This is a genomic window from Wenyingzhuangia sp. 2_MG-2023 (genome assembly GCF_030548295.1).
GTDB lineage: Bacteria > Bacteroidota > Bacteroidia > Flavobacteriales > Flavobacteriaceae > Wenyingzhuangia.
On record NZ_JAUOSB010000020.1, the window covers coordinates 20586 to 46776 of the forward strand.

At 32.2% G+C, this 26191-nt stretch carries 19 protein-coding genes; 3 read left to right on the forward strand and 16 right to left on the reverse strand.

Annotation, left to right across the window (positions count from 1 at the left end; translation table 11 throughout):
- Positions 1-50: 50 nt before the first annotated feature.
- From Q4548_RS14525 to Q4548_RS14590, 14 genes are all read right to left on the reverse strand, one after another.
- Entirely contained in the window at positions 51-2435 is a 2385-nt protein-coding gene (locus Q4548_RS14525; protein ID WP_303456173.1) for a polysaccharide biosynthesis tyrosine autokinase, read from the reverse strand.
- A gap of 10 nt (positions 2436-2445) precedes the next feature.
- A complete protein-coding gene (locus Q4548_RS14530) occupies positions 2446-3237 on the reverse strand; it encodes a polysaccharide biosynthesis/export family protein (RefSeq protein ID WP_303456180.1) in 792 nt (263 codons plus the stop codon).
- 63 nt (positions 3238-3300) lie between these two features.
- A complete protein-coding gene (locus Q4548_RS14535) occupies positions 3301-4083 on the reverse strand; it encodes a WecB/TagA/CpsF family glycosyltransferase (protein WP_303456181.1) in 783 nt (260 codons plus the stop codon).
- 71 nt (positions 4084-4154) lie between these two features.
- Complete coding sequence (locus tag Q4548_RS14540) at positions 4155-5261, reverse strand: glycosyltransferase family 4 protein (RefSeq protein WP_303456182.1); 1107 nt, start codon at positions 5259-5261, stop codon at positions 4155-4157.
- A 22-nt stretch (positions 5262-5283) separates the two neighbouring features.
- The gene (locus tag Q4548_RS14545; protein WP_303456183.1) at positions 5284-6384 is read right to left on the reverse strand and encodes a glycosyltransferase; all 1101 of its coding nucleotides are present in this window, start codon (positions 6382-6384) and stop codon (positions 5284-5286) included.
- A gap of 6 nt (positions 6385-6390) precedes the next feature.
- Complete coding sequence (locus tag Q4548_RS14550; protein ID WP_303456185.1) at positions 6391-7071, reverse strand: hypothetical protein; 681 nt, start codon at positions 7069-7071, stop codon at positions 6391-6393.
- Positions 7068-7907 (reverse strand): glycosyltransferase family 2 protein, encoded by an 840-nt coding sequence (locus Q4548_RS14555; protein ID WP_303456186.1) that lies wholly within the window; start codon positions 7905-7907, stop codon positions 7068-7070. The genes Q4548_RS14550 and Q4548_RS14555 overlap by 4 nt, the downstream gene beginning before the upstream one ends.
- Positions 7908-7935: 28 nt before the next feature.
- A complete protein-coding gene (locus Q4548_RS14560; RefSeq protein WP_303456188.1) occupies positions 7936-9132 on the reverse strand; it encodes a glycosyltransferase family 4 protein in 1197 nt (398 codons plus the stop codon).
- 3 nt (positions 9133-9135) lie between these two features.
- On the reverse strand, positions 9136-10380 hold the full coding sequence (locus Q4548_RS14565; RefSeq protein WP_303456190.1) for a hypothetical protein: 1245 nt from the start codon (positions 10378-10380) through the stop codon (positions 9136-9138).
- Positions 10381-10398: 18 nt separating this feature from the next.
- Entirely contained in the window at positions 10399-11406 is a 1008-nt protein-coding gene (locus Q4548_RS14570; protein WP_303456192.1) for a hypothetical protein, read from the reverse strand.
- A gap of 33 nt (positions 11407-11439) precedes the next feature.
- Complete coding sequence (locus Q4548_RS14575) at positions 11440-12366, reverse strand: acyltransferase family protein (RefSeq protein WP_303456193.1); 927 nt, start codon at positions 12364-12366, stop codon at positions 11440-11442.
- Positions 12367-12422: 56 nt separating this feature from the next.
- Entirely contained in the window at positions 12423-13256 is an 834-nt protein-coding gene (locus tag Q4548_RS14580; protein ID WP_303456195.1) for a hypothetical protein, read from the reverse strand.
- A 4-nt stretch (positions 13257-13260) separates the two neighbouring features.
- Positions 13261-13812 (reverse strand): DapH/DapD/GlmU-related protein, encoded by a 552-nt coding sequence (locus Q4548_RS14585; protein ID WP_303456197.1) that lies wholly within the window; start codon positions 13810-13812, stop codon positions 13261-13263.
- Positions 13813-13816: 4 nt separating this feature from the next.
- On the reverse strand, positions 13817-15340 hold the full coding sequence (locus Q4548_RS14590; RefSeq protein WP_303456199.1) for a hypothetical protein: 1524 nt from the start codon (positions 15338-15340) through the stop codon (positions 13817-13819).
- Positions 15341-16476: 1136 nt separating this feature from the next.
- Here Q4548_RS14590 and Q4548_RS14595 point away from each other — a divergent pair.
- Both Q4548_RS14595 and Q4548_RS14600 read left to right on the forward strand, forming a co-directional pair.
- Positions 16477-16857, forward strand: coding sequence for an HU family DNA-binding protein (locus Q4548_RS14595; protein WP_303456201.1), 381 nt, complete (start codon positions 16477-16479; stop codon positions 16855-16857).
- Positions 16858-17827: 970 nt separating this feature from the next.
- Positions 17828-18112 (forward strand): GIY-YIG nuclease family protein, encoded by a 285-nt coding sequence (locus tag Q4548_RS14600; protein WP_303456203.1) that lies wholly within the window; start codon positions 17828-17830, stop codon positions 18110-18112.
- 1857 nt (positions 18113-19969) lie between these two features.
- Here Q4548_RS14600 and Q4548_RS14605 read toward each other — a convergent pair.
- Together Q4548_RS14605 and Q4548_RS14610 are read right to left on the reverse strand one after the other, a co-directional pair.
- The gene (locus Q4548_RS14605; RefSeq protein ID WP_303456205.1) at positions 19970-22210 is read right to left on the reverse strand and encodes a cytochrome C; all 2241 of its coding nucleotides are present in this window, start codon (positions 22208-22210) and stop codon (positions 19970-19972) included.
- Between the two features lie 254 nt (positions 22211-22464).
- The gene (locus Q4548_RS14610) at positions 22465-22845 is read right to left on the reverse strand and encodes a transmembrane 220 family protein (RefSeq protein ID WP_303456207.1); all 381 of its coding nucleotides are present in this window, start codon (positions 22843-22845) and stop codon (positions 22465-22467) included.
- Positions 22846-23070: 225 nt separating this feature from the next.
- Between Q4548_RS14610 and Q4548_RS14615 the strand changes: the two genes are divergently transcribed.
- Entirely contained in the window at positions 23071-25815 is a 2745-nt protein-coding gene (locus Q4548_RS14615) for a TonB-dependent receptor (RefSeq protein WP_303456208.1), read from the forward strand.
- The last annotated feature ends 376 nt before the right edge of the window (positions 25816-26191 follow it).

Below are 26191 nucleotides of genomic sequence, written 5' to 3' on the forward strand. Positions count from 1 at the left end.
GAGGGACAGCCCTCCATTTTTTTGTATCATGATTATTTGTTTTTAAATCTTTATCGTTTGAAAATATGATACCATTTCTTTTTCTTGGTATCGTCATCCTCATAAGAATACCCATAACTGTAGGCATAATTGTAATTGTAGCCATAACCATAACCTTTGCTCGCATCCACACCATTGACAACATACCCAACGTTGTTCAATTTCTTTTCGTCTATCAAACGTTTGGAATACTCCACAATATTTTTTTCTGTGTAATTAGATCTTGTCACATAAACCGTGGTGTCCACTAATTTTCCAAAAATCAACGTATCACTTACCAACAACGTAGGTGCGGAATCAATCACAATATAATCGTATTTCGCTTTCAATACGCCTAACAACTCTTCAAAACGAGGTGTTGACAACAAACTAGTCGGGTTTGGAGGAATGGAACCTGCAAACAAAATATCCAAGTTGGGGGTTTCTTTGGGATGGTGGAATTCCAAATCTGACAACTCAATATTGTCGTCATTCAAATAACTGGACAATCCTGTATTCACATTGTCTATTTCCAAATACTTGTGCAACTGTGGATTTCTCAAATCGGCTCCTATCAAAATTACTTTATTCCGATGGTTGGAAATCTCAGAAGCCAAATTGTACGAAATCAAGGTTTTCCCTTCTCCTTTGACCGAAGAAGTCACCAATAAGGTTTTTCCCACACCATCTTTTGTTTTGGGGATGATAAACTTGATGTTTGTGATCAAAGTTCTAAAAGACTCCTTCAACACACTACGATCCTGCTCCCCACCTTCAGTCAATATTTGTTTCACATCTTTCAACAAAGGAATACTACTCAAGACAGGCAGCCCTTTGGCAATACTTTCTACGTCTTTCGTCGTTCCAATTCTAGTATTTAACAAAAATTTTATATACAAGGAAACTAATGGAATTAAAATTCCTGCAAAAACAGCTAAAACTAAAATCTTCATTTTGCTAGGTGCAATTGGTGGACTGACAATGGCATTGTCTATGATTTTTATTTTAGACACTGCTACCGCATAATTGATAGCCGATTCTTCTCGTTTCTGCAACAAGAGTAAATACAAACTCTCTTTCAAATTTTGTTGGCGTTCTATGTTTCTTAAAATCTTTTCCTTTTCAGGTAAATTTTTAAAATAGGTCCTGGCCAATCCTTGAGAGTTTTGGGCTCTCTGTAAACGCAATTGCAACTGCCCCACATAAGAGTTGATAGATTTATTGATGTTGCTTCTTAAATCTGATAAGTTTTTTGCCAATACATTTAAATAAGGGTTGTTTTCCCCAGCACTTATTTTTAGTTTCTCGTATTCCAACAGACTAGAATTGTATTCGCTGGAAAGTTGATTGATGGTTTCACTATCTAACCCTATGTTGGAAGGTAATAACTCAAAGTTCTTTTGTTTTTGTAAAGAGGTTTGTAACATTTCCCCTAATTCTAATTGAGTTTCTATCAGGAACAATTCTTCTTCTTTGGCTGCATTTTTTTCTATTGCCACCCCAGCATCTACCTCAAACTTACTAACACGGTTTTCTTGTTTGTAGTCTTTTTTCTCTTTTTCAATTTCTTCTAACTCTGAAACTAAGTATTTAAAGCGATCATCTACAAACTCAATGGTACGCTTGAATACTTTCTGACGGTCTATAATTCCGTCTTTTTCGTATACCCCTATCAAAGCATTGATGATGTTTTGAGAATGTCTCGCATTTTGTGTTTGAATGCTTAAATTTAGTAAGTCACTATCATCACTAGTGGAGGCAACATTTAGTGATTTTACAATTCCTTGCGTGGCAGCCTTTAAACTTTGAACAACCACAGTATAGGTTATACCTTGTTGAGATTCGGGGTCCTGAATTCCAATATTTCTAATTTCTACTAGGAAATCTGGATGGTTTGCCTGATAATTGTAACCATGAGTTTGATAGGTTTGCTCCGTTTTTAAGTTGGTTAGCAAATATCCTTTGTCATTTACCTCTAGGGTAAAACTAATCCCTACTTGTATGCTATCTATGGGGAGTTGGTGGCTCACCTTAAAAGGGGGGCTAAATACCTGACGTGTAACCAATCTACCTTTGGCAAAGTAGCTGACATTCAACTCTAATTCTTTTACCACTTCTCCCACTATTTTATGAGATTTGATGACTGCAATTTCGTTGTCTAGATTGACTTTTGATTTTCCCAACAAACCTTTTAAATCCAAACTAAAATTCGCATTGTCTTCATTGTCCAATACTTGTATTTTAGCTGTTGCTTCGTACATATCGTTTTGAAACTTTAGATATACAAAAGCCAAGATACAAGTACATACTACCCCCAATACAAACAAAGGCCAGTACCTTAGATATTTTAAGAGTATCTCTTTAATGTCTATTTTTTCCTCTTGGAAATCCATTTCAAAAAAATCCTTTTCTGTCATTTTCACTTTTTTAATTGGTTAGTAAAACCGTCGTTGTAATTACTAAAGAAATTACTCCTATTAGGCTAGACACATTCCCCAAATAGCCAGCAGATTTTACTTGGGCTTGGTTTGGATTGATGATCAAAACATCGTTGGGTTGTATATAATAAGTTTCTTGGTTGATCCAATCGGTTTGGGTTAAATCGATAGGGAATACTTTTCTTTTTCCCTGTACTTCACGAATCAGTACAATGTCTTTTCGTTTCCCTTTTACAGTTAAATCTCCTGCATAACCCAACGCTTGGGGAATGGATAAGGTTTGTTCGGTAAAATTGTAGGTTCCGGGTCTTTTTACTTCTCCCAAGACCGTTACTTTGGCATTTAGCAAACGAATGTCCACCGAAGGTTGTACCAAATGTTTTCCTTCTTCCAACATCTTTGTAATTTCTTGCCTCAGATCGTTAATGGTTTTGTTTTCGGTTTGGACAGTTCCTAAAACAGGGAGTTGAATGCTTCCGTCATTGGCTACCAAGTATCCCTGTAATTTTAAAATTTCTAAATTATTTACAGGTTGTGCACTGCTCCCTTCCGATGCCCATTTTTTGTTATAGACTACTGCTGTTTCGGAGACCAGGGCAGAAATTGCAATAGATAAGATATCGTTGGGTTGAATGTATAATTGAGGGCGTTCTACTTTTTGTTGGTTGAGTTCACTTGCATCTTGAAAGTATAAAATGTCTTTTTTATAAACACAGCTTTGTAAGCTTAACATCACCAACAGTATTCCCACCTCTAGTTGTTTTCTTTTAAATATTTTCATAGATTTTGTTTTTGTTTGCCTCCATCATTACTTATTTGCAAAACTAAGATTTTCTATTGACTTTTAGTGGGTCGTATTTTGCTGTTTTTCTTTATATATTGTCCTTCTTTGTTTACGGATGCGCAATCCCATTTTTAAGAGAACGTATCCAAAAAAAGGACCGTAATAGACATAGCGTCTCCACATACGTTTGGGTTCTTTTAGCAAGCGTATAAACCATTCTAAGCCTAGATTGACCCAAAATGGCGAAGGTCTTTCTACGGTTCCTGCATAAAAATCGAACACTGCCCCAATGGCACAAATCGTTCCTACATCCAACTGGTCTTTATGTGCCTTTGCCCATTTTTCTTGCTTGGGTGCCGTCATTCCTACAAACAATACGTAGGGTTTAAAACCATTGACCGCCGCAATCATGGCTTGGTTGTCTTCTTTGGAAAATTCAGGTTTGTAAGGAGGAGAATAGGTAGCCACTCTTATATTGGGATATTCTTGAGACAGTCGTTCTTTAATTTTTAACAAAGTGCTTTCCGAAGCCCCCATGTACATACAAGTTCCATGATCTTTGTTTACTTGCTCTAACAAGTACTGATGGATTTCGGCACCTGCAATTTTTTGTATTTTTTGTTTTCTCAGCAATTTTGCTGCCACTACAATTCCAATCCCATCAGGTAACAAAATGTCCGATTTTTGCAAGGCTTTTTTAAATTGCAAATCATTATCTGCAATGCAATAGGAATACTGATTGATAGTAGTTATCAACTGTTTTTTACGGTAGTCTATATCTGTTAGTTTCCCTGTAAATATTTTGTACTCTAATAAAGAAAGGGTTTTGTGTTTTTGTTTCATACTGGCTCTATTTCTATCAAATCAGACTATAAAAATCTATAAATAATTACTAAATATTATAATTTTTAAAATTAATTAGCTGCTATTATTTTTAAAATGGAGGTGAAATTGGATTCAAATCTTTCAAGCGTAAATTTTTCTTGAAACCTTACTCTTCCATCTCTCCCCATTTGGTAACACATTTCTGGATTAGATGACAATTCTATGATTTTTTCAGCCAATTGAGTTATGTTCTGCTGTTCAATCAAAAAACCTGTTTTTCCATCCACCACAACATCAGGAATACCTCCTTCAAAAGTTGAAATTACTGGTAAACTGTACTGCATAGCTTCTAAGTTGACCAAACCAAAGGTTTCGTTATGATAAAATGTTGGAAATACAAAAACATCTGCTTTAGAAAAGTACTCATGTTTGTCTTCTCCATATTTTTTACCCAAATATTGTACATGTTCTTGAAGATTTAAACTTCTTAGCTTTGCATTGAACTGGTTTTTGTTGATATCACCTTCCCCTCCTATAAAATTACAAGTGAATGGTATTTCTTTTTCTTTTAGGATAGCTAAAGCTTTTAATAAAATAAATACTCCTTTGCTTTCTATCAAATTAGATAAATAGAGTAAACTAACAGAAGTATTATTTTGTTTTCTCCTATCTATTAATGGAAGCTTTAAGTCTGGAATTCCATTGGGACAATAAAAAACATCTTCTTTTATCACGTATTTTGAGATGTCTTGATACAAATGTTGAGACAACAAAACTACTTTGGCATTCTTAAATATTTTTTGATATAAAAAATTATCTAGTTTTTTATGTTGGTTTACCGATACCCCTTTGTTGTGAAAGTGAATGACCAATTGAGCACCAAACAACTTTAATAGGAAACCAATCACTACATCTTTGTAAAAAGCACCACCTTTGGCCGTCATTGCTAAATAGCATACCTCAGGCCTGAACACAAGTAACTGATACCAGATCTTAAAAATAATGCGAATGTATTTTAATAGTTTTCTAATGTCCCCTTTCCCAATTTCGTCTACATTATCAGATGTTCCTAGATTGACATACTTAGTCAAAAAAGTATTATTAATAACAACACTTTCGTTAATATATTTTCCCACCATTGAAGAACCATGTACAGGAGGAGGTATATGTAAACAGAACAATATTTTATTCTTCATAAAAATTAATTTTAAATACTCTTTAATTCATTTTTTTTATAAAATTTATAAAAGTTTCTTCGTAATTCTCCAACATATTACTATTGCTAATAATTAAATTAGGGTATTGAGTATTTTCAATAATTAACTTGGCCATTGTCTCAATATCAAAGGGGTCAAAAACATCCCCATTCACCCCTTTTTTTATTAAACTTTTTGCCCCAGCTTTATTAGAACATAACACATAACTACCAGAGATAAGAGCTTCATTAACAACTGCTCCAAAAGGTTCATAATAACTCGGCAATATAAAAGTGTTAGAAACATTATAATAAGCCAATAACTCGTTACCTTCTTTTCTACCTATAAAAATAATTTCATTTGTTAATCTCAAGGACTTAGACAATTCCTTCAATCTTACTTCATCCTCTCCACTTCCAACCATTAGCAATCTAAAGTCAGATATTTCATTACTTACTAAATCTACAGCTTTAATTAAGCTCTCTAAGTTTTTAACTTCAACCAATCTTCCTACATACAATAAACACTTTTTATCTTTTAACTGATGTTTATCAATTATTTCTCGACTAATTTCTAGACTTTTTGTTAACTTTTCTTTGAATATCAATTCATCTCTTATTATAGGGAAGATTAATGATTTTGCATTCATGTTTAAATTAGAACTATACCAATCGCTAACCTCTTTATTAGTGAAAACAATTCCATCTAACCTTGAAACAAAATAATTCCTTAACAACCTCCTTAAACCTTTGCAGTCTTTAGCTATATCAACACTATCGTCACATATTGTGTAAATTTTTATTTTATTGAAAAATAAAAATTTATGTAAATATGTAGATATGGTTACAGGCCCAAATTCACTCACCAAAACAATATCTGGTTTATCATTCTTTAGAATATTTAAAATACCAAACCTAAAGACTCTTCTTTTAATAGTAAAACCTTTGTTTAAAAAATTGATTTTAAAATTTGCTTGAGATTTAAGACTATCTTGATTAAATTTTTGAGTTGGAACATTAGATTCAGAAAAATAAAATTTAGCATTAAAACTTTTATGAATTGAATTAAAAAAGTCTAAACGATAAGGAGCTAATGCTGGATGAAATACTACTATTTTTTTCATATACTATTATAATTTTTGTCTGTCCCAATTCATATTTTCTTTTACTATCTTACATGGAATTCCAGCATATACAGCATTTTCACAACACAGTTTTTTACTAACAATACTTGAGTTACCAATAATTGAATTAGAAGGTATTGAAGCTCCTTTTAAAACCTTTACGTTTGCAGTTAACCATACATGATTCCCAATAAACACTGGTTTTGCATGATTTAATCTTTGTTTCGTCAGATTATCAACCATAGAATGACTATCTCCATTTCTAATTTCAATTTCACCCGAAAACATGCAATCATTACCAATTCTAATTAACTCACCTTCTGTAGAAGCAATATGTCCTCCTTCCATTGTAAAATCGTTTCCAATATTTATAGTAGAATTATCATCTTGACACCATAACACAGTATTTGAAATTATAGTACTCCCAGTACCTATTTCTATTTTACAATTATTACCTATAATTACAATTTCACAATTCGTTAATCTCGCCTTCTCTCCTATTATTACTGTATTATTATGCCCTTTAATATTAAACTTAGTTTTTTTTAAAAAAGAACCTTCTAATTTAATATTATTCTTAATTCTATATTTCCAACTATTATTAAAGTTGATTATATTGTGTATTTTAGAAACTAAAAGCAATAAATTTCTTGCTTGTTTCATTCTATTTTTTAATTTCAAAATCATGGTTTAATTTTTTTATCCCATAATGAAGGGAATACGACTCTTAAGTGGTTTGTAAAATAATGAAAAACCGCTATTATAGTACCATAATGTCTTTTCTCATAAATATAATGTTCCTCAGGATTATTACCTAGTGGGGAACGAAACGCTTTTACCCTTTGCTTAAATGTTTTATTAGGGTTACACCATGTTGCCAAACTTTCATGAGCATCACAAGCACCTAAAAAACCAGGTGCAATATACATTGTCACCCCTTTTTTTCGAGCTCGTAATCCGTAATCAAAATCACCCAATGCGTGATGAAAAATAGGATCATTCATCCCAACTTTTTTATATACAAATTCTGGAATCAACACAATATTTCCATTAAAATAATCACAGGCTATGATCTCATTTTTCGGTAAAATTAATCCTTGGTTTAAACTCCTCCCTCCATAAGTTAGTTCCATATTATTTTGAATAGCATGGGTAGAACCAATTACAATAGATTGATCATCTAGCCCTGCCGATGTTTCTAATAAAATATTAAGAGCATTGTTTTTAAGTTGGGTATCATCATTCAACCAAAGATAAAAGTTATATTCTTTTTTCTTAGCTGCAATACTCCAAGCTAAATGCATACCTCTATTCCAAAACAAATCCCCTTCACTATTAATAATTTTAACATTTGGATATAATTGTTGTACTAAATCTGGAGTACCATCAGTACAACCATCATTTATTAGATACACGTCAATATTATATTCTTTATTTAGGTGTTGATTGTATATTTGTTGCAAACAGTTTAAGGTCTCTTTTTTACGATTATAAACAGTTAACAATACGGCTATATTTTTCATATATTTCAAAAATTAATTACTTACATTTCTATTTTCGATTGTCTAATACACTTTTGTATAACTCGATGTGTTTTTCAGTAATTTTTTTATCTAAGTATTTTGAATTTAAAACATCAAAAGCAACTTCAGTAATTTTTTCAACTTTTTCAGGGTTTAAATAAACATACTCAATCGTTTTATATATATTGTTTGGATTGGAAACATCACACAAATACCCTAACTCTCCATGTTGTAAAACATAAGGTATAGCTCCTGAAGATATTCCAGCAACAATAGGAATTTTTCTAGCCATACTTTCTAATAGGGTATTTCCAAAGGTTTCTTCTAATGATGGGCTTACAAAAACTCTAGCTTTATCAAGATATTTTTGTAATTCACTATGATTTACTAAACCAACTAAACTAACTTTTTTTAGCATTCCCTCTTTTTCCCATAGCTGCATACTCTCACTTTCTTTAGTGAAAGGTTCTCCTATTAATGATAAATGCGCATGAGGGTATTTTATCAAAAGTTGTTGGAAAGCAAGCAATAATGTTCTCACATTTTTACGCTTATCATTACTAGAAGAAATACATATGATCTCTAAATTTTCAGGTATAGTTGTCTTATCATATCTAAGAAAAGATTGATTTATTGGATTAGGAATTATAGGAACCTTAATCCCATATTTTTTTTCAATCCTTGCTGCTGTATATGGTGAGTTTGCTATAAAATTCACTTTTTTATTATTCAACACTAACTCATTTAAAATACACCTAAAACTCCAAGTAATTTTATTTTTTGTTGACTCTATTTTCCAAATATATGTAGCCCAATCTCTCACTGTACAAAATACAGGTATCTGCGTTGTATAAAATTTAGATGCAAAAGCAAAAGTATAAGTCCAATGGGCATGTATAACATCCAAATCAGAAATATTATTTTTAAGTTGTCTTCTAATTCTTTTACTATCAATAAAATCACCCCATAAATATTTAATTGGGTAACCATCATAAAACTCTATTCCATATAGTTCTATACCTTTCCCTTTTAAATAAAAGTTATTTTTAGATAGAGTAAAAACCCTTACAAAATGACCTTCACTTACTAAGGACTTAATTAATGTATGTACAGCTGTAGCTACTAAATTTCTTGCATTTAATTTTAAAACTTCCTTAGAGTTTTCATCTGGAAACAACTCTGACAATGCATTAATATTCATTAATGATACAATTCCTATTTTCATAAATTAAAGTGATTTAAATATACTTTTAACCCAAATTTTAAATTCTTCATTAGACATTTTCCTAAACTCAACTGAATACCCCATTGCTATAAACATCCAAAGAGCAGCACTTGAAATATCAAAAATATTTACATCCTCAATCCAACCATAAAAAAAACGAAAAGCTATATAAACTCCAATCATTTTTAAAATGATGCTATTTGACTTATATAAAGCTAAATAGATACTTTTTAAGTAAATCAAGCAATACATAAACATCCCTACAAAACCTAGCCATGTAAAAACATTCGGAAAACATAATTCGTTAAAATGTCTTTCTTCTTTATCCACACCTAAATCTTTGGCTATTCCTCTACCAAACCATCTAGAATCATTACCTCTAGCAGGAGTACGCCCCCACCAAACGTAATTATGCTTAATGGCAGAAGATATAACCTCTTGATAAATAAAGGTTCGAGTATCCGCAGACAAATCTTCTTCACCTTCTTTTACCACATTTTCGTGTCCTTCATTTACGCTTAAATTTTTAAAAATATTGAATTGTCCTGTTATTCCAAGAAATAGCAACAAAACTGGTAATACGACAAATACAATAGCTCCTGTTTGTAAAAGTTTATTAGTAAGTATCTTATTAAATAGCAAACCTACAGAAAAAGATATAGAAAGAAATGCTTTTATAACTTGACTTCTAGACCCTAAATCAATAATTAACATTAAAAACAATAAGCCCAAAACAATTAGAAACCATTTTCTAGGTATACCTAGTGGTAAAAAACAACCTATTAAAAAAACAGGTCCTAAATAAAACTGATATCCTGTTACTCTTAGAGACCATATAAAGAAAAAAATAAAAATAGGAATTGCATATTTTAACCAAAATTTTAAAACATTTTTTAACAACCAAGGAATAGAAAAAACATACACCCAAATAGGTAAACTTAAATTTAAACTACCAACGATTAGTTGTTTCCATTCCCAATAATTTGAAGCGACAAAGCACCCTCGAACAATAGATATAATTAACCAGATAAAATAGACTAATACAATCAGATAATCCTGTTTATTTGAAGGGTTAAAAAACTTTCTTTTATAAAATAAAATGGCAATTATAATACTTATACTAATCAACCAAACTACAAAAGTATTCCCTATCGGAAGCCTATTCCATTGATTAGCTGACACCAAAGTCAAAAACAAGACTAATGATGGCAACAAATACTTTATAATCTCTATCCTTTTAATAAACATAAATATACACTTACATTATTACCAATAACAAGCACCTTCAACACTGTTCGCATTTTCGGGTAGGAATTTATCACCAGGTCTAACCCAATACTCGTTCATCAATGCAGCATAATTATAATCTTTATTATAATTTGGATCTTCCCAACGTTTACCTTTAATTCCAAATAATAATTGTAACGAACCTCCCAAGTGTACTGCTTTTTTTCCGTTTCTCTTTACATGTGCAGCCAATGGAAAACCATAAGCTCCTGCACCTATTAAACATATATCATAATCAGCTTCATCTATTTGTTTTTTCATATTATTCAAAGCCTCAAACCAATCTTTAAAAACCTGATGTTTCCCTCCTAAAGTTTGTACAGCTTTTATTGTATGTAATTCAAATTCTGGAAGTATATCTTTATTTTTAAACAATAATTCTCTTCTATTACTATACTGATGCTCTATTAACTCAGCAAATGGGTGAATGACCAATACTTTTTTTCCATTCAAAGCTTTAGTCCATGGCTTTTTTGTAAAAAAAGGGTTTTGAATTTCTCTTTGAACTAATATGCAGCTCATTTGTTTTAAGAAATAATTCTCATCTGCTAACCAACTTCCTAATATATCAACCTCTTTTATATCCTGTACCATTAATTCACAAAATTGAGTTATTTTATCTTCCGTTGCTGGAAAAAAACCACTCCAATTTTGCATTTGATTCATTCTTTTTGACTCCCACCACCATGGAGTTCCTTCTCCATTAATATATTTATATATATTTTTATCAGCCTTTATAATCCCGATGTAATTAACTAACATACTTAATTCTGTTGAACCAAATCTAGCAACCATTGATGGCTTATCATGCATTAATTCCTTATAAATAATTTCAGAAACACTGTCTGGGTTTGTCTCGCATTTTGGCTTTTCACCAATTATTGGAGAAAAAGCTTTAATATAAAGTTTCCTTAGAGTTTTTAATATAATAATTTTAAGTGCGCTTGTATTATTCATTCCGTAATTTGAATTATTTTTTTTTGTCATAATTTTATATTTTAAAACTAAGTAAAGTATAAATCACTTTGCTTTATTATTCTTTAAGCTATTTGATAACCAATGTAAAATTATAGACAAAACAATGGTAATTGGTAAACTCACATATATTGGTTCTGAAAACACAAACAAATGATGAATTAAATATATTTCCATAGCTAAGGTACCAATATATACAATTACCTTATTCTCAAAACCTAATACCTTATACTTTACAAACACTCCAATAGTTAATAATGCCATGATACAAGTATGAAAATGTTTAATATAAATACCCCAATTGTAATTTGTTGCATATTCGGTATACAATAAACAATAGCCTATAATTAAGAGAAATACAATCAAATATGTATTCATACTTTCTATAAGAAGCTTAAGTTTATTAGCATTAAAATACAACCACATATAAAAAAACAAGTAAACTAAAATATTTCCTCGATAAACAAATCCTAATATTAATAGACCTAAAAATAAAAAACTTGTTTTTATTGAAGAACTAAACCATGCTTTGACAATACTGTTTTTCCCAAAAAAAGCCAAGACAATATAACACAGCATCAAAACTTGCATAAACCACAAGTGTCCACAACCTGGTAAATAATATCCAAAATTTGTAATATAAGCAAGCCCCGCTAAAAATGATACTATATAAGTTTTTATTTGAACGTAATCAGATACTAAATAAAATAAAAACACGAACGTTAAAAATAAATAATAGGTATTTGATAATGCCCACCATCTTTTTTTAAGAAAAGACCAACCTAAAGAAACAGTATTTTGTTCTCTTAACCCGTATAAATAGGCACTCATCAATAAAAAAGTAGGAACAGCTATGGAGAAAACCCACAAAAAATTTCTCATTCCTAAACCAGCAAAGTAATGTAACAAAAAGACTTGTAACAAACTAAGCACTCTTAAATTAACAATTGCATTATTTTTACTATTCTTCATAGTACTAAATATTTTTAAATCTATATAAGGTAGTTCATAGTTTGTTAACGAACTACTTACTTTTTCTTTCTTAATAAATTTAACTCTCTGTTATTTCTAACTATTTTAGGTAATTTATTTAATCTATACTTCACTCTTTTAAAAAACGGTTTTTTCTTTGCATCTTTAAGAAAACCACGCTTAGAAAAATCAACCTCTATACCATACTTTTTAAATAAAGGAACTACTTCTTCAAACCATCTTCCTTGAACAATTCCTGTAAATACATAAGGAATTATTTCATATGTATTCAGTTTTACATAATTTGTGTCTACAACATAATATTCACTTTCTAGAACCTCTGACCTTAACGAACCAAACTCCTCAAACTCCCAAGCATCCTCATATTCTCTTATTAATTTTAGTAATTCAGATTTTCTCCACAATGCTGCCTGACATGAAACTCTATATCTTTGCTTGAATTTAACTTTATTTAAATCTTTATATTCAGAGTCTCCATCTGCAACAACAGCTTGATCTGTTAATTGAATACATTGTATATTTTTATGACTCTCCATTAAAGAAACATAGTACTCAACCTCCTCATTCTTTACAGTATCTTTTAAAAAATAATCCTCTTGTAAATACAATACAATATCATCTTCTATAGCCTCTAAAGCCCATTTTAAACACTGACTCCATGTAGCTCTTTGTGTTTTAGGGAAATTATTCCTTTCACAGACTTTTAAAGACTCTATACTTAAACCTTCATAAGCATACTCTTTGTATTCTGTATTTAAGTATAAACTGCCTTTACAATCTGGCCAAAACTCTTTCCATAATTTAAAAAAGGGCTCCCAACAATCATCAAATTTATCACAAGTGTTTACTAATATAGAGTAACTGGTCATATTATTATTTTTTAAAATCTATTTCTTTAATTACTTTACAAGGATTTCCTGCAGCAAATACTCCTGATGGTATGTCTGAAGTAACAACAGCCCCTGCTCCTATTACAGTATTATCTCCTATAGTAACACCTGGTAAAATAGTTACATTAGTCGTTATCCACACGTTATTCCCAATGGTAATAGGTTTTACAATTACTTTTGAAAAGTCACTAAAATCATGTGTAGAAGTTATTAGAACATTTCTATAAGAAAATGAACAATTATCACCTATAGATACAGGTGCATAAGATAAAATCAATGTATCTGCTAATCCTACATTTTTACCAACCCTTAAATTATTAGAAGTGGTTCTAAACTTATTATTAAAAGATACAGAGTTATGTAATCCTAATCGCCTTTTTAATATTTTTTGAACAAAAAACCTTCTTACAATCGTGTTCTCATTTAACTTAAAAAGGAATCGAGTTTTATAACTACAAGTAGGCAAATGGTCTACTCCCATTTGAAAAAACGATTGACCTTTGGGTATATGTTTTACATCTATTCTACTAGTCATAGTGCTACTTTTTTTTAATTATTTTATCCTTTAAGCCTATAATTACTTCTTTCTCTTTATTATTTAAAACTAAATAGCTTGAAATTGAAAACACTACGAATGACACCAAAACTACCAAAACCAAACGCAACAAACCTTCATTAATACCCAAACATAATAAATAACCACTCACTATGGCACTTGTAAAAACAAAAACACAAGGTAATATTACTATTCTAAACAGGTCTTTTAATTTTAACGAGCATAATTTTATACAGAAATACACCTTAAATCCTGTTCCCAACACAACCATTAAAGCGATAGTAACTATATACAACCAATAGGGAGGAAAACCATTAACAAACAATAGGTAGAGAACTATAAGCGGTAATAAATTTGAAGCTAGACTTGATATATTCAGCCCTTTTATATTTCCATGTGCATTTAAAGAGGTTGTAAGCGTAACAGTTAATTGTTCCAATAGTCTTTGAAACAAAGCTAATCTTAAAAATATTATTGTCCACTCGGGAATTTGCTTTAACCATAGTTTTAAAATATAAGGAGTTTCTACAATTACAGGTATAGCAAAAAAAGCCAGAATTAAAAAAGACATCTTACTACCTAACAAAGAAAAATACATCATTGACTTTTGATCCCCTGCTCCTTGTTTTTTAACAATAACTGGATTTAAAGCTTTTATCATATTATTAGAAAAAGCCATCAACTGCCCATTTAACTGATTTGCAACACCCAAAGCTGCATTTACTACAGCACCAAAGAAATGATTTACTACCAAAGCATTCCCATAGTTACCAATCAACCCACTACCATTCCCTAACAAATTCCATCCTGCAAAAGAAGCCATTTCTTTCATTAAAAGTTTATTCCAAAAACGTTTAGGAGCAATAACACATTCTCTATATTTCTTATGACAATAAATCCGCATGATTGTTAACACTACCAAAGGTATGCAAGCCATAAGAATTCCATACAATTCCAACTTATCACCTACATAGTTTACAATTACCAAAGCAACAGTAAGCTTTAGTAAAGATTCCAAAACCCCTACTATAGAATAATACAACATGTTTTCATGTGCATTTAAAACTGCTTCATAAGGTACAGACATTACTGTAAATAACGTACTCACAATTAAAGAAGTATAAACTACTTTAGCAGCATATATTCTAGCTTCGGGTATGTTTAAAACTCCATTGAAAAAGAAATACCCCGCTATTAATAACACCAATCCTAATATCAAAGCAATAAAAAAATGCAACACCAAACTAACATTAAAAATTTGTTTCTGCTTGTTTAATTCTCCCTTTCCTTCGTAAAACGACATAAAACGTTGGGTAGCTCCAGCCATAGCTGCATGTAAAAAACCTAGCATAGCAATTGCTCCACCAACTACATTAAAAATACCAAAATCAACAGCTCCTAATCCGTTTAACACCAACCTGGTTGTATATAGAGAAATAAACATTGTTATCCCCATTTTGGCATATAAAAAACCTGTATTTTTAAGAACTTTATTGGCTGTACTCAAAATCTTAATTATTATAATAAATTATTTATTCTATCTCTGCTTTGTTGTTTCAGGCTCTATGGAATTAAACTAAAACAACATTTCATTTTTTTTAATTCTCCTAAATTTTAGTCGTCCTAAAATATTATTTTTCAGTATTAACATAAGACTAAAACCCTATTTATTTCATCGATTGGGTATTCAGCATATATAATATCAAATACAGATTTCAATATTACTTGACAGCTTGTTTGATTCCTAATATTATATGTTTTTAATTAAAAATACTTTTTAGAATATATTGTCAAATATATTATTTACAAATGTTTAAAGCTACATTTCCATTCTAATTTATTGTTAAAAAAAAAACAGTTAATAAGACTTTTAAAACGAAAGAGTTACCCTATTTTCTATTGACATTCCTCAACAAAACAAACATATTTATTTGAATAAACAGCTTTTAAATTAACATAAACATATGTAAAAAACACCTAACATTCATAATTTTACTTTTTTCTAAAAAACTGTCTTGAACCATTGCTTTCAAAAACAACTCACCTACACCACACTTGCTTTTGACTGCCAATCTATCTTTTTTCAAGTTGTAATGATACAAAATATTCCTTTTCAAAAAACCATCATATCGCAGTTGTACATCACTTTTGTGAAATCCGAAACGAGAAGGCCTCTATTCTAAAATTTTTGTATTGAGAATTCGTTTAAATCAAAAAAAAATAATTTTTAACAAAAGTTAACATCTTTAACAAAGCTCTTAACCTTTAATTTTTCTTTTTTTCAATCCAAAAAACCGTTCAAAAAAGATCTTTATGAGCAGTTCCCGACTTTTTCAAACAATTTTCTCCTAAAATTTGATTGAATTTGCCCCTAGGGTTAGTGAAATTTACTAGTGAAAAAAATACAAATTGCTGCAAATAAAATGTTGCTAAAAAAGTTTTTAACAGATATACCCACATATACAAAACCAACAAACATCTGAAATAGAGTGAGTTATACCATATTTATATGACTTTCCAAAAAGTTATCCACGCTAAACACCAATCAATCAGCCTGTTAACTGAAGGATTAAATCTTATCTTTAAGTTGCTCTACAAATTGTTAGAGCCTCTCCGTATGAGAGTCACTTAAATACATATAGAATGGTACAAATTAAACCCGTTCAAAAGGTAAATCCGCAAGACCTTACAGCGGAAAAAAAGTTTTATGCCCAAGCAGTAACTACAGGAACAGTAGATTTAGAACGCTTGGCCTATTTGGTTGCCAACCAAAGCACGGTAAGAGAAGCAGATTGTTATGCAGTTATTTTATCTTTGGTGCACAACATTATGGATGAATTGCAACAAGGTAAAATTGTAAAGTTAGACAAATTGGGTTCTTTTCAGGTAGGTGTCAAAACTTCAGGTGTAGCTACCCAAGAAGAAGTCTCGGTACACTTGATTAAAAAAGCACATCTTAATTTTAGACCTGATGTGCGTTTGAGAGAAATGCTAAACAACCTAAAATTCAGATTGGTTGCTTAGCATTGGTATTTGAAGCAAAAAACTTGCATTCGTTGACATAAGCAAGTTAGAAAAAAATCCTTTACTTTTTTTAAGTAGAGGATTTTTTTGGGTCCTTTTATCCTCTTTTTTGACAAAATTGCAACGTATCTTTTTTAAATTTGTACGTTACTTTTAGGTAAAATCACCGTATCTTTTCTGTAAGAACACCGTTTCTTTGCGTCAAAAGATACAGTGCTTTTAAAAAGAGAACCGTTTCCATTTTTTCACTCTATTGTTGGTGACTATTTTCAGATCCAAACGCTCCCAAAAAGTGCAAAATCCTAAACACTCGTTAATTTCTTTCAACGAAGTTACAGATACAGGTACAACCACAGGTGCATGTTTGTGTTTTTCAACCTTTCCTAATGTAAAAAATGTCAGTTCGAGTGCGATTTGTTGAAGGGAAACGAAAATAAAACGTGTATCGAGAACTTTGTTGTATTGAACACTCCAATGACATTAAACTTCTCGATACTAATTTCATCCACTACGCTCCTAAAATTCACTCGAAGTGACAATAAAATGTCAGTTCGAGTGCGGTTTGTTGGAGTGAAACGTAAATGAATCGTGTATCGAGAACTTTGTTGTATTGAATACCCCAACAACATTAGCTAAACAATTAAACTTCTCGATACTAATTGTATCCGCTACACTCCTAAAATTCACTCGAAGTAACAACAACCATACTGTCAGTTCGAGTGCGGTTTGTTGAAGTGAAACGAAAACAAAGCATGTATCGAGAACCTTGTTGTATTGAACACCCCAACAACATTAGCTAAACAATTAAACTTCTCGATACTAATTTCATCCACTGCGTTCCTAAAATTCACTCGAAGTGACAACAACCATACTGTCAGTTCGAGTGCGGTTTGTTGGAGAAAAACGAAAATAAAGCGTGTATCGAGAACCATATTTTATATGGGTTAGAATTTGTATCTTGAAGACTGCTATGATATATTATGTTTACATTTTACTTTGTGCTGATAAAACTTATTATACGGGTATTACCAATAATTTAACAAGAAGATTAAAAGAACATGAAAGCGGAAAATATTTTAATAGTTACACCTCCAATAGACTGCCTATTTCTCTAGCCTACTACGCTACTTTTACAAATGTAGAAGTTGCTATCTCAACAGAGAAACAAATAAAAAAATGGTCTAAAGCTAAAAAAGAGGCTCTCATAAATAATGAATTTGAAAAGCTACCTAATTTAGCGAAAAAAATATTTTAACCATACAAACACTTCTCGATACTAATTGTATCCGCTACGCTTCTAAAATTCACTCGAAGTGACAACACTACTGTCAGTTCGAGTACGGTTTGTTGAAGTGGAACGAAAATAAAACGTGTATCTAGAACCTTGCTATCTTGATCACCCCTAAAAAATTAAACTTCTCGATACTAATTTCATGCGCTACGCTTCTAAAATTCACTCGAAGTGACAATAATACTGTCAGTTCGAGTGCGGTTTGTTGAAGTGAAACGTAAATAAAGCGCGTATCGAGAACCTTGCTATCTTAAACACAACAATAACATTAAACTTCTCGATACTAATTGTATCCACTATGTTCCTAAAATTCACTCGAAGTGACAACCATACTGTCAGTTCAAGTGCAGTTTATTGAAGTGGAACGAAAATAAATCGTGTATCGAGAACCTTGCTATCTTGAACACTCCAAAAACATTAAACTTCTCGATAATAATTTCATCCATTACGTTTCTAAAATTCACTCGAAGTGACAACCATACTGTCAGTTCGAATGCGGTTTGTTGAAGTGAAACGAAAATAAAAAGTGTATCCGCTACGTTCTCAAAATTCACTCGAAGTGACAATACTACTGTCAGTTCGAGTGCAGTTTATTGAAGTGGAACGAAAATAAAGTGTGTATCGAGAACTTTGCTATCTTGAACACTCCAATAACATTAAACTTCTCGATACTAATTTTATCCGCTACGTTCTCAAAATTCACTCGAAGTGACAATACTACTGTCAGTTCGAGTGCGGTCTTATTGTAGTGAAACGAAAACAAAGCGTGTATCGAGAACCTTGCTATCTTGAACACTCCAATAGCATTAAACTTCTCGATACTAATTTCATCCGCTACGCTTCTAAAATTCATTCGAAGTGACAACACAACTGTCAGTTCAAGTGCGGTTTGTTAAAGTGAAACGAAAATAAAGCGTGTATCGAGAACCTTGCTATCTTGAACACTCCAATAGCATTAAACTTCTCGATACTAATTTTATCCACTACGCTGCTAAAATTCACTCGAAGTGACAACAATACTGTCAGTTCGAGTGCGGTTTATTAAAGTGTAACCAAAATAAAACATGTATCCACTACGCTTCTAAAATTCACTCGAAGTGACAACAATACTGTCAATTCGAGTGCGATTTATTGAAGTGAAACGAAAATAAAGTGTGTATCGAGAACCTTGCTATCTTGAACACTCCAATAACTTTAAACTTCTCGATACTAATTTCATCCGCTAAGCTTCTAAAATTCACTCGAAGTGACAACACTACTGTCAGTTCGAGTGCGGTTTGCTGAAGTGGAACGAAAATAAAGCGTGTATCGAGAACCTTGCTATCTTGAACACTCCAATAGCATTAAACTTCTCGATACTAATTTCATCCGCTACATTCCTGAAATTCACTCGAAGTGACAACCATGTCAGTTCGAGTGCCGTTTGTTGAAGTGAAACGAAAACAAAGTGTGTATCGAGAACTTTGCTATCTTGAACACCACAAAAAACATTAAACTTCTCGATACTAATTTTATCCGCTACGCTGCTAAAATTCACTCGAAGTGACAATACTACTGACAGTTCGAGTGCGGTTTGTTGAAGTGGAACGAAAATAAATCGTGTATCGAGAAACTTGCTATCTTGAACACTCCAATAGCATTAAACTTCTCGATACTAATTTTATCCACTACATTCCTGAAATTCACTCGAAGTGACAATACTACTGTCAGTTCGAGTGCGATTTGTTGAAGTGGAACGAAAATAAAAAGTGTATCGAGATACCGTACAAAAAAACGCTTCGTATTTACGAAGCGTTTTTAAAAAGAATGTTAAAAGACAGCTTATTCAGCCTCCAATTCTTTTAAGGTCCAATATTCTTTTCTTTTGTTTGTTTGTCTTACTTTCCCTACATCTCCCCAACTTTTGACAGCACCTTTGTCATTCATTGCTCTAACATAACTCAACACATTTGCAATCCACTCGTTATCGTTACTTTTTAAAGACATCATGACTCCATAATCTTTTCCATCTACTTCTCCTATCAAACCGTTCAGCAATATTTTAATCAATTTTTGTTTGTCTCCCATCACACGCTTGCTACCAATCAAAGATGGTGCTACCAAAGAACCGTCTTCATTTTGAGCTCCTCTCAAATCATTACCATGACAAGTAATGCACAATCCATTGTAAATATCATAACCTTTTAAAATACTTGTTTTGTCTCCAGAAGCTCGGTGTTTGATACGTTCTTGCAAAGCCAACAATACTTCGTCATCCTTTTTTAAACTTTCTGTGATAGCATGAGAAACCACTTGATTTTCTGAATACTTAGATTGAATTTGTTTTAATAAAGACGTTGCTTTTTGCGTTTCACTATATTTCAAACTCAAAGCCAATTGATGCACAACCTCTATAGAAGGATCTTCTGCCAATTGCTCGTAATTTTTTAAAAAGTCCTTTTCCCCATTTTTCATGAAACGTTCACTCAAACGTATAGCAGTAACACGTACTCTAGCATCTGGATCTTGCATTTTCTGTTGTAGCATTTCTGAATCAACAATCCCCAAACCTTCTAAGGTCCACAAAGCGTGAATTCTTTCCAATCCATAATCTTTGTCATCATTTCCAAACCATTTGTTCCACAAGCTTTCATTGTCCATTGCTAGATCTTTTAACGTAGAAACCACAGATTCATCACCTTTTAAAATGATCAACTTTTGAGCAGTATTTCTGTACCATCCGTTTCTGTGTCCTAAGTATGGAATTAATTCTTTCGCTGTTTTAGATAACAATTCTGGTTTTTTATCTGGCTGAATATCTTTGTGTACAATTCTGTAAATTCGCCCTCTTCCTATATTTTTATCCAAGCCTTTGCGTTCTATAACCGGTCTTATTTTACTCCCTTTACGAGTCCAGTTGCTTTCTTGAATAATTCCCCTATACATGTCCACTACGTACAAAGTACCATCAGGTCCTGTAGAAGACCATACTGGTCTAAAATTCAAATCTGTAGATCCTAAAAATTCTGTTTGAAAATAAGGGTTTGACAAGACCTTCAATCCATCTATGGTATTTACTTTCGCTCTTCGGATAAACCTACCTACAGGTTCTGGAATAAACAAATCTCCATACATACTTTTGGGTAATTTGTGTCCCCTATAAATTTCTTGTCCCGCAACTCCTGTAAAATGATTCAAAGTTCCATCCTTTTTCAGTCGAAATGGTCCTCCTTGCACATCTGGAGTTCCTACAATAGGCCACGTTTCCATAAATCCTTTTTCTAACCTTTCTTTTGGACTGTAATCTCCGTAAGGTGCTGGGTTTTGAAATCCATATGCTGGATTTTCTCCTCCTGCGGTGGAATAATACATCACACCTAAATCGTCTTGTGTCAATCCCCACTGCCCTCTTGGCATGTGATCCAAAGAATCTGCAATCACTTCGTCTTTGGTAAATTTGAAACGAATTGGATTGTAAGTAGTATAGACCCAGTTGTCTAAATTCCACAACAAACCGCTTTGTTGGTGCTCTAAATTCCCTCCTCTTCGGTTGGGATTGTAATACACACGTTTTTTAGTATCCGCTACACCATCTCCATCGGTATCTTTGTAACTCCACAAATCGTATGAATACGTTTCATTCACAATCAATTCTCCATCTCCCAAAGGAAGGATCATACGAGGCAATAACAAACTATCTATAAATACCGTACTCTTGTCCATTTTCCCATCTCCATCTACGTCTATCAATTGTTTTATTTTACTGATAGACCTATTGGTTCCTGTTCCATCTACATCTTGCATATAGGTATTCATTTCTGCCACATACATTTTTCCATCTCCATCCCAAGCAATAGTAACCGGCTCGTCTATCATCGGTTCGCTAGCTACCAATTCTATTTGATAACCGTCTGGCAAATAAAAAGACTCCAAACTTTCTTCTGGTGACTGAAAAGCTGCAGAAGCTTCTTTGATAATTTCAGGCTTGGTGTATTTGTTATCAAAATACGTTTTCTCTTCTTTTTTACAATTGACCAAAAGCGCAAAAGAAGCCAATAGTAAATAGTGTGTTTTATTATTCATGTTTGGTTTGTTGTTTTTATGATTGTTTTTTTAACAATCAAAGAGCTTTTTTTAGATGTATTATGCAAAATAACCCTATAAAAAACAAATACTCTTTAATCAAAAAACGTTTTATAAACGATAAAAATAAAGATTACAACTTAAAATCTGTTTGTTTTTTTTCAATGAAAAATAACAGACAAGTTTAACAAGATTTTATTGACGTTTCTAGTCCGCTCAAAAGAGCTTTATTTAACGCATAAGATTTGATTTACTCACTCTTTGTTATTGACACTATTTAGATAAACCATGGCTCCAATTCCTATCACCAAACCTAAAAATTCTCTTGATCCTTCTAAATAAGGTTTTTCATACACCATTTTCCCAAAAATCTCTTCTTTATGACTGGTTTGCAACCACCCCCATACATACTTAAAATACGTGATAGCATACACCGACAACCCAAGAATAACTAGTTTTAACAAAAGCTTCTGTACCTTTACAAAAGGAACCAACACACAAAAACCACTAATCAAAAAATAAATAGAAAACCAAGTCAATGGATCAGGATCATTCAATTGCAACAAAGCAAAAGAGACAAAAATAAAACAAAGAAAAAAGCAAAAGTACGTGTTGATTTTAGAGGTTTTTATCATTTTTTTAGAGTATAATAGGAATATAAGGTGTTGTATAAACATGTTTGTTATTCTTCAATGAACGAAAACAAACAAAAGAATTCATTTTTTTTGATATTTTTGACGACTCTTAATTTTACTATCCTTAAAATTACAGTCTTATTTTTAAATTTTATGAATCTTTTTAAGAATTTTACAATGATGAAATCTTTTTTTGTTCTTTTTATTTTGTTTATCTCTAATGTCATGTTTTCACAAATACAGTTCACAGGAACGGTACGCAATAGAGAACAGGCTCCTATTGAAGCTGCAATCATACATATAGACAACCAACACAAAAACACGTTTACCAACAAAAAAGGTTTTTTTGTTGTTGAAAATCTTTCCAAAGGCACACACTTAATCACAATTTCTTGCTTGGGTTACCAAAAAAAGAGTCAACATTTTTTTGTTTCTGAGAATAATAGTACTGCTGATTTTGTCTTAGAGACTTCTTATGAATCTCTAAATACAGTGGTGGTAACAGGAACTTTTGATCCTAGAAAACAGCTAGAATCCACAACTTCTGTAAGCGTGCTGTCTAATGACAGACTACAAAAATTGATTCCTAGAGGTACTGCAGACCTGATCCATAACATTCCAGGAACTTTTACCGATGCTTCTGCGGGAGAAGTCTTTACCAAAGTATATTCTAGAGGGATTTCCGCTTCTGCAGAAGACGATTTGGGTTGGTATTATACCTCTTTACAAGAAGACGGTTTGCCTGTTAGTTTGATACAACACTCGTATTACAGTCCCGATTTGTTTTACCGATCTGACTTGACCACCAAAAGGTTGGAAGCTGTAAAAGGGGGAAGTGCTACCATCACCGCCATGAATGCTCCAGGGGGAATCTACAATTTTATTTCTCAAGACAAACGTGAGGCTTTTGGAGGTCAGGTACAATGGACTAGTGGAATTCAAGGAAACGCTAATCCTTATCAAAAAATAGAATTTTTACTCAATGGGGATTTGGGCAATCATTGGTTTTACAATGTTGGAGGACATTATAGAAAAGACGATGGTGCTAGAGATGTAGATTTTACTTTTAGCAAAGGTGGACAAGTGAAATTGAATATCATCAAAGACAATGACTATGGATATTTTAAATTTTATGCCAAGGTTTTAGACGATAAAACCAATCGTTGGAACGGGGTTACAGCAACCAACTGGAGCAACCCTACTCCTGTTTACGGACAAGATTTTAATCACACATCTCAATTGTTGCCAAGCTTTAGTGCCAACATTCCCAAAGACGCAACATCAACTACTGCTTTTGATCCCACACAAGGTGTATATGCAAAAGATTTGATGGCAGGTTTTGACTTTACGCAAACTTTAGGTAACGATTGGTCACTCAAAAACAACCTCAAATTCTCTAACAAAAGTGCCAATTGGCAAACAACCATCAGCAATGCTTTTGTAAGTATCAACAACCCTTTGGCATATTTCATTACAGGAGCGGGATTTCCTATTGGAAACGTAGTATTTAGAAATGCCCAAAATAATGAAGAGGTAGCACAAGTAAACAACAGTGCCATTTTGTCTGGAGGTGCTGCTAGTTATCTCAGTGGTCATTTGCCTAACGATGCTTTGCTAGGAGGTGCTGCTTGGTACAAAGACACTCAGGCTACAGAAATTATGGAGCATTTGGTATTGAGAAAACAATTTGAACACCATGATCTGAACGCAGGTTTTGATTTTGGGTATTCCAATACAGACCACAACACTTCAAGTAGTTTTGTATTTGCAACCTATGAAAACAATCCAAGAAATTTATCCGTTACTTTAGAAAACCCTGGAAGTCCCGTAATACAGTTATCCGATCAAAATGGGGTTAGCAACTACGGAGGTTTGTTCTTTGAAAAAGCTTCGGCAACATTGCAACAAACAGCTTGGTTTGTAAATGATTTGTGGAACGTTAGCCCAAAATTTCAAGTAGATGCAGGTTTCAGACTTGAAACAATTAATCACAAAGGAACCAAACACAGAGCGACTCCTTTAGAACAAGATGGTGGATTTGACGAAAACATTACAACCGATTACGACAATGGAGTTTTAACTTCTAGCAATGTCAAAGATCGTTTTGATTTTGACTACAAATACCTGTCGTATTCTATAGGGATGAATTACAAAATACAAGAAAACACAGCAGCTTTTGTTCGTTACTCTAGAGGAAACAAAGCTCCTGAGTTCGATTATTATTTCAATAACTTTAGCAATGTACCGATTCCTAAAAAAGGAGAAATACAACAAATCAAACAATTGGAAGTAGGAATCAAACAGAACTCTAACTACGTATCATTTTCAGGGACGTTTTTTTATAGCGAATTGAAAAATATTGGAACTACGAATTTTGAATTTGATGGAGACAGCAATACTGTTTTTTACACGCCTACCCAATTTAACAGTTCTAAAACCATAGGATTGGAAGTAGAAACCAGTTACAAACCTTTTGATTTTTTAACACTACAATTGAACGGTGTTTTCCAAAACGCAAAATCAAAACTATGGACAATTTACGATGCCAATGGAACCGTAGATGCTTCAGATGATACTATCTTAAACTACAACAATCATACATTGCCTTTCAACCCAGATCTTATGTTTGATTTTAAAACAACCTTTCAAAAAAATTCTTTTTATGCGTTTGCTACTTACAAATACATGGGAAAACGATATGGAAATATTTCTAATGGATTTGAACTGCCTAGCTATGCAACAGTTGACCTAGGTACGGGTTATACCTTTGATGAAAAATGGAGTTTGAGCCTAAATGTAGTCAACTTATTAAATTCCGATGGTTTGGCTAACTTTTTTGGACCTAATAGTTTTGGAGGAAATGCCAATCAAGCAACTCCTGAATACATAAAAGCAAATCCAAGTGAAAATTTCATCGTAGTTCCTATACTCCCAAGAGGTATTTTTACCAAACTTAATTATCAATTTTAGCAGTGAGTAATTAATTTCAATACAAATTCAACACACCATAATATCTTATCTATTTTAGTAAGATTATTGCAAACATCAAACAAGAGAAGTTACCTTGTTTGATGTTTTTGTTCTTAAGAACATCTTCTCATGAATTTATTAAAATTACATTTGTCCCTTTGAATGATTTTTAAAATGAAATGAAAAAATAAATCTCAGTAGAAATAGTAAGTTTTACAAATATTAAAATTCTCTGAACCTGACATTTTCTACTCTACATACACAACACATATAAGAAACTATATTTAAGTTTTTTAATTAATGACAAGTAATTCTTCTTTGGGCGTTTCCCCTTTGATTCGGGGTCGTGCTATCACTACTCGCTTTTTGTTTTAGG